Here is a 5644-nt window from a genome sequence, read left to right on the forward strand (position 1 = left end):
GGTTTTAGGGTTTTATATTTAATATTAAAAATCAAAACCAGAGAGCTTAACGCTATCAAAACACAAGAAGAGAAGGTTGGCGCGAAGCGCCAACCTTCTCTTCTTGTTGCCATTGGGATTAATTCGAGATCGAGTGGTGTGGCGGTTTCATGCTATAGGTAATACTTAATAGTTTCTTTGCAATTTTTTTAGCTTATGTCCCTTAACCCAGAGCCAGATTTGTCTCGCGGTAAAAATAAAGCTTCCTCTAAAAGTTTTGAGGCAATGCGAAAATTTTCCGAAAAGTACGCAAAAAATACAGGCACTTTTTTTTGTATCGATCCTAGCGTAACCAATGCCGTTATTGAAGGTTTGGCTAAGCACAAAGAAGAACTAGGATCTCCCCTCTGTCCCTGTCGCTATTACGAGGATAAGGAAGCTGAAGTTAAAGATACCTACTGGAACTGTCCTTGCGTGCCAATGCGCGAACGCAAAGAATGTCACTGTATGTTATTTCTCACTGAAGACAATCCCTTTGTGGGCACGAAACAAGAACTAGAAATAGTTGATGTGGTTTACGATGCTTAAAAGTGATGCTTAAAAGTGATGCTTAAAAGATAAAAATATCTTACAAGTATCTTAAAAATATAGCTACATTCACTTGAATTAGGACAAATCAAACCCCAAGAATTGACTGGCGGCGCGAAGCGCCGCCAGTCAATTCTTGGGGTTTATTTCCTAGTACATTTGGCGATAGCTATATTTTTAAGATTTTTTTATCCCCTCACGCTGTGGCGATCGCACCCAGCAAACTTTACCCGATCTCGCCAAATCTAAAGAATCAGTTACGACCTCGCGTAAATTTTGCCACTTTACATCCTGATTCAATAAATTACTCACTTTAATTAAAGCCTGCTCTCTTTCGTAACGAATTTTAGAGAACATTAAGGGATCGATTTTTTGATAGCTGGCATTGCGAACTGCGAGCATCGATTCATGGACGAGGATTGCCACTTCAGAACCAATATTCATTTGTGCATAATGACGCAAATGCGCTATTCCCTTTGCTGATGTAGCGTATAAGGGTGGTAATTGATTTAAAGTTTTTGCAACGACATCTTCGAGACGAATAAACCGCAAATCAGATTGAGGAAAGCTTTGCGCGCGGTTTTGCGCCATTCTAATTACCAGTCTTTCTAGGACGTGAACTAGTTGCCGCGATTCTATCATATAAATATCGTATTCTTTTTGCTTAGACTCAGGGGCAACGCTGATTTTGTTGTGAGACTTTCCCAAATACATTTGGGAATTGATCTGCCTCGAACCTAACGCACCATACTTACTAACGCGGGGTGAAAGATTTCCTGAATTATATTTAGCGATCGCATTTTCCAAGGCATCTTCTAAAGCCTTCGGTAAGTCACACCACATGAGATTTTGCCACCCTAAACTGTTTTGAACATTGAGCAATACATAGGGGGCATTGGCTAGCTCAACATCCTCCAAGGGTTGAGGCTCTCGCAATGGGTCGCGACGCACGCCTAACAATGCCTGTTTGGTAATCTTCGTAATATCGGCATGGATTGCCATACATTCTTGTCTTTTGATCTGCAAGCCAGATTCTGTCGATGCAAACATTACTGGCAATCGATTTAAGGCAAAGGCAATTACTTCATCAATATTATATTTATGCCTAATTCCAATGCCTAAGTTCTGAATTTGAGCATTAGCCTCCCTATACACAAATTCAAGCAGAACATTACGACAGGATTCCATGAAATTGCTGGTTTCGTATTGGTATTATTTTTCTGGAATTTAAAGAAATAATCATGAATTTAATCACGAGTGAAGTATGGTCGATCTAACAATACTTTCAGCTTTCATTAAGTAAGAAAATTCACCCCCTTCATTAATATAGCCTTTAAGATATGGTCTGAGTGTTGATGTTACAGAATTAATATTTTGATCGAAGCGATCGCTAGAAATGCGAACAACTCCCAAAATTTTAGGCACAATTAAAGCTAGGGAAAGTTCATGTACGGATATCAGAATTACTTCGTAAAGTTTGATGTTTTGATCTAGGGGTTGTAATCCTAATAACATTGCCAAATCGATTGCCCAGTAGACTCGGCGACGACGGCTTAAGATCCCTAAAATACATGATGGTTTGTTGGGAACGGGTATGACGCGATCGGCTTTGATCGTTAAAACCTCCAGTGTAAATTCACTTTCAAGTAAGCCGATGGTCTGTGGATCGATCGCAAATTTTAAGCAGCTATTAAGCTCTGGATCTAACTCTGAATTTAAATTTACATTTCTATTCGTATTGATATTCGTATTGATATTCGTATTGATATTTGCATTTGCATTTGTAGGTGCATTTGCCTCTTGCGGCTGATAACTATTTTCTGCAAGCGTGTTCATGATTTAGTATGTTGACCTTGGTAAACATTAATCATGTATAGCGATCGAGGCGATCGTTTGTATACAGCATGAATGCTGATATTTAGCTTGTCGTTGAATTTAATGAGTAATTTGCTTTAAGCCTCATTAAAAACCAAAAACTTGTAGCGCACGCGCAGCGTGCACTACAAGTTTTTGGTTTTTATATTTAATTGCGCCTAGCTATTTGCCTAGCTACTTAATGATTACGATAGAATTAAATAAGCTGGGATCGATTTTCTGGTTCAAACGCTGCATTGCTTTACCAGATGGTTTCGATGAATATTTCACTAACCTATACAATCACTAACGCATAGAAAAAATATGAATCTGAATCGCCGTAAGTTACTTTCTTGGTTTGGATTGGGATGGCTGGCTAGTCTTTTGCCCCCATCTTTGGTTGGTTGTAGTGATACTAAAGCCCCTGAAGCTTCGGTTACGCCCGTTGCGTCAGCATCTGCTGCTCCACCTACAAGCGTTGCAGCCTCTCCCAGTGGTAAATTTAAGGTGATTGGTACAGTTGCCCAACTTGAGAAAGATGGACAGTTAATATCTGACAAAATTGCGGTGGTGCGCGATCCGAAAAATGCCAAGAATGTATTAGCGGTAAATATTACTTGTACCCATAAAGGTTGTGACGTGAAATGGAAATCCGCAGACAAAAAGTTTGTTTGCCCCTGTCATGACGCTGATTTTGCCCCTGATGGTAATGTTCTTGAAGGACCTGCCAAGAAACCACTGCAAACTTATACTGCCAAAATCGAGAAAGATCAGGTGCTAGTTAGTGTCTAAGTTGTAGGACAGAAAAAGCGTGCTATATCTGTCTATATCTGTCTATAAGGGAGGCTTCGCCAACTCTCCGAAATAATGATAAAAGTACTGACTAAGGACTTAGGATTGAGGTCTTAGAGTTATGAAAAAATTTCTGCTCTCTTGCTTGTTTTTGGTAAGTTTGTTTTGGGCAATCTCCAACTATAAGGGTTTAGCGGTCGAAGGTAAGTTTGACTCAATAGTATTAAACTTCATAGATAGTTTGTCTCCCGCCCAAGTTGATCTAGAACTCAAGTCGATCGCCTCAAAGTATGGGATCGAGCCAAAGTTTAATAGTGCCTTCTCTAAGACTGACAAACTATACGTTGTCAAAGGTGATGCTCAAGTCATTGAGAAACTGAAACAGTCCGACGAATTGCGTAAATTGACTGAATATGTTGAAGAAAATTACGTTTATTCGATGGAGTTTATCGGTGACACAGCGCCCAACGATCCCATGTATAAAGAACAATGGAATCTCAAGGCGATCGATATCGAAAAGGCTTGGCAAAAAAACAAGGGTAAGGGTATTACGATCGCGGTTATCGATACTGGTGTTAGCCGAGTTGCCGATCTCAAGAATACTAATTTTGTGAAAGGGTATGATTTTGTCAACGATCGCGAAGATGCTAGCGATGATAATGGTCATGGAACCCATGTAGCAGGGACGATCGCCCAATCGACAAACAATAATTTCGGAGTGGCAGGTATTGCCTATGAAGCTAGTATCATGCCTCTCAAGGTTCTGTCTGCCTCAGGTGCTGGCACGATTGCTGATATTGCAGAAGCAATTATGTTCGCAGCGGATAACGGGGCAAATGTTATTAATATGAGTCTCGGTGGTGGCGGTGAAAGTCACCTCATGCAAAATGCGATCGATTACGCCTATAAAAAAGGTGTAACAATTGTCGCAGCGGCAGGTAATTCCAATCGCAATGCCGCTTTTTATCCTGCGCGATATCCGAAGGTAATCGCCGTGTCTGCGACAGGGATTACGGGTGATAAGGCTCCCTATTCTAACTATGGTGCGGGGATTGATGTAGCGGCTCCTGGGGGCTCGATCGCCAGAAGTAAAACGGGCGAGACGGGCGATACTTCTGGTGGAATTTTACAAAACACCATCGATCCCAAAACGAAGGAATCAGTATTTCGCTCCTTTCAAGGAACGAGTATGGCAGCACCCCATGTATCAGGGGTGGTGGCTCTGATCGAAGCATCAGGGGTAAAAGATCCTCAGAAAATTGCCCAAATATTGAAACAGTCTTCTCGCAAAGTCGCTGATGATACTCTTAACTACTATGGGGCTGGTCATCTGAATGCGGCTGCCGCCGTAAATTTAGCCTCTGAAGGACAATTAGGAATTCCTGATTTCTTGAAATGGGCGCGAGATAATGGCTACTTGAGCCCTCGCTTTTGGGTGGATGGTGGGGCGATCGCCTTAATTCCGAAATTGATTATGGTGATTGGTTCCTATCTGCTTGCATGGTTTCTCAATCGCTGGTTTCCCTTCCGCTGGAACTGGTCATTTTCAAATGGAGTATTTTTTGGTGGCGCGGGATTGTTCTTTCTCCGTGGTTTCTACTTGTTTGATGTTACCCAAATTCCCTTTCGCATTGCAGGCAGTTCTCTTCCTGAGCTAGGGAATGCTTTTAGTAATACCAATGCTCTCAATCCTATTACGGCGAGCGTATTGCTCCCCCTAGCGTTATTGCTGGTTTTGCTAGGACATCCACAATGGAAGTGGTTTGCGATCGGTTCGTCGATTGGAACTTCTGTCTGTTTGGCGACAAGCGCCATCCTCGCTCCCCAGATGATGTGGATTGGGTCAGGATTGCCCGCGATCGCCTTTCTTGCGGTCAACTCAGGGCTATGTTTTGGTTGTGCCTATCTATCGATCAAATCTGAGACCGCAACTATATAACACACAGCAACTATCGACCAAACGAACCACAAGGAAATTTTTGAAAGCGTTGCTTTGCAACGCTTTCAAAAATTTCTTTGGTTTGGGTTTGAGTGCGAAGCGCTATAGAAAATAACTATATAACAAGGGATATTATGGATATTAAAATTGTCGGTACCGTAGAATATATTGATATTGGTACGGGGGCTTGGGCGATCGCGACTGATACCCAAGAGCAATATGAAATTTGGCAGCCCGCACCTGAAGGGATTTTACAAGACGGACTGAAAGTGAGCGTTACGGCAAAAGTCCGCGAAGATGTGATGTCATTTACCATGATTGGCGATGTTGTGGAAGTTCAAGATTTTCAAATAAATAATTAACTTGAGTTCAGGATAATTTAAAGATATAGATAATTCAAATAAAAACTACAGCTTCGACTTCGCTCAGCTAGCTTACACCGAGGGCTGAGCGAAGTCGAAGCCCGTCTACAAGTTATTTAAAACAACTATA

6 protein-coding genes are annotated in these 5644 nt (G+C 41.6%); 4 read left to right on the forward strand and 2 right to left on the reverse strand.

Annotation, left to right across the window (positions count from 1 at the left end):
• Nucleotides 1–195: 195 nt before the first annotated feature.
• Entirely contained in the window at nt 196–567 is a 372-nt protein-coding gene (locus AC805_RS13690; RefSeq protein WP_055075942.1) for a ferredoxin-thioredoxin reductase catalytic domain-containing protein, read from the forward strand.
• A 177-nt stretch (nt 568–744) separates the two neighbouring features.
• Here AC805_RS13690 and AC805_RS13695 read toward each other — a convergent pair whose 3' ends face one another.
• Together AC805_RS13695 and AC805_RS13700 are read right to left on the reverse strand one after the other, a co-directional pair.
• Nucleotides 745–1755: a late competence development ComFB family protein gene (locus AC805_RS13695; protein WP_055075943.1), complete on the reverse strand. Its 1011-nt coding sequence runs from the start codon at nt 1753–1755 to the stop codon at nt 745–747.
• A gap of 63 nt (nt 1756–1818) precedes the next feature.
• Complete coding sequence (locus AC805_RS13700; RefSeq protein ID WP_055075944.1) at nt 1819–2403, reverse strand: chemotaxis protein CheW; 585 nt, start codon at nt 2401–2403, stop codon at nt 1819–1821.
• A 342-nt stretch (nt 2404–2745) separates the two neighbouring features.
• On the opposite strand from AC805_RS13700, the gene AC805_RS13705 reads away from it, so the two are divergent.
• The 3 genes from AC805_RS13705 (at nt 2746) to AC805_RS13715 (ending at nt 5514) form a co-directional block, all read left to right on the forward strand.
• Complete coding sequence (locus AC805_RS13705) at nt 2746–3213, forward strand: ubiquinol-cytochrome c reductase iron-sulfur subunit (protein ID WP_055075945.1); 468 nt, start codon at nt 2746–2748, stop codon at nt 3211–3213.
• Between the two features lie 121 nt (nt 3214–3334).
• A complete protein-coding gene (locus AC805_RS13710; protein ID WP_055075946.1) occupies nt 3335–5152 on the forward strand; it encodes a S8 family peptidase in 1818 nt (605 codons plus the stop codon).
• Between the two features lie 134 nt (nt 5153–5286).
• Nucleotides 5287–5514 (forward strand): hypothetical protein, encoded by a 228-nt coding sequence (locus AC805_RS13715; RefSeq protein WP_055075947.1) that lies wholly within the window; start codon nt 5287–5289, stop codon nt 5512–5514.
• Nucleotides 5515–5644 lie beyond the last annotated feature (130 nt).

Source organism: Pseudanabaena sp. 'Roaring Creek', from assembly GCF_001402795.1.
Classification (GTDB): Bacteria; Cyanobacteriota; Cyanobacteriia; order Pseudanabaenales; family Pseudanabaenaceae; genus Pseudanabaena.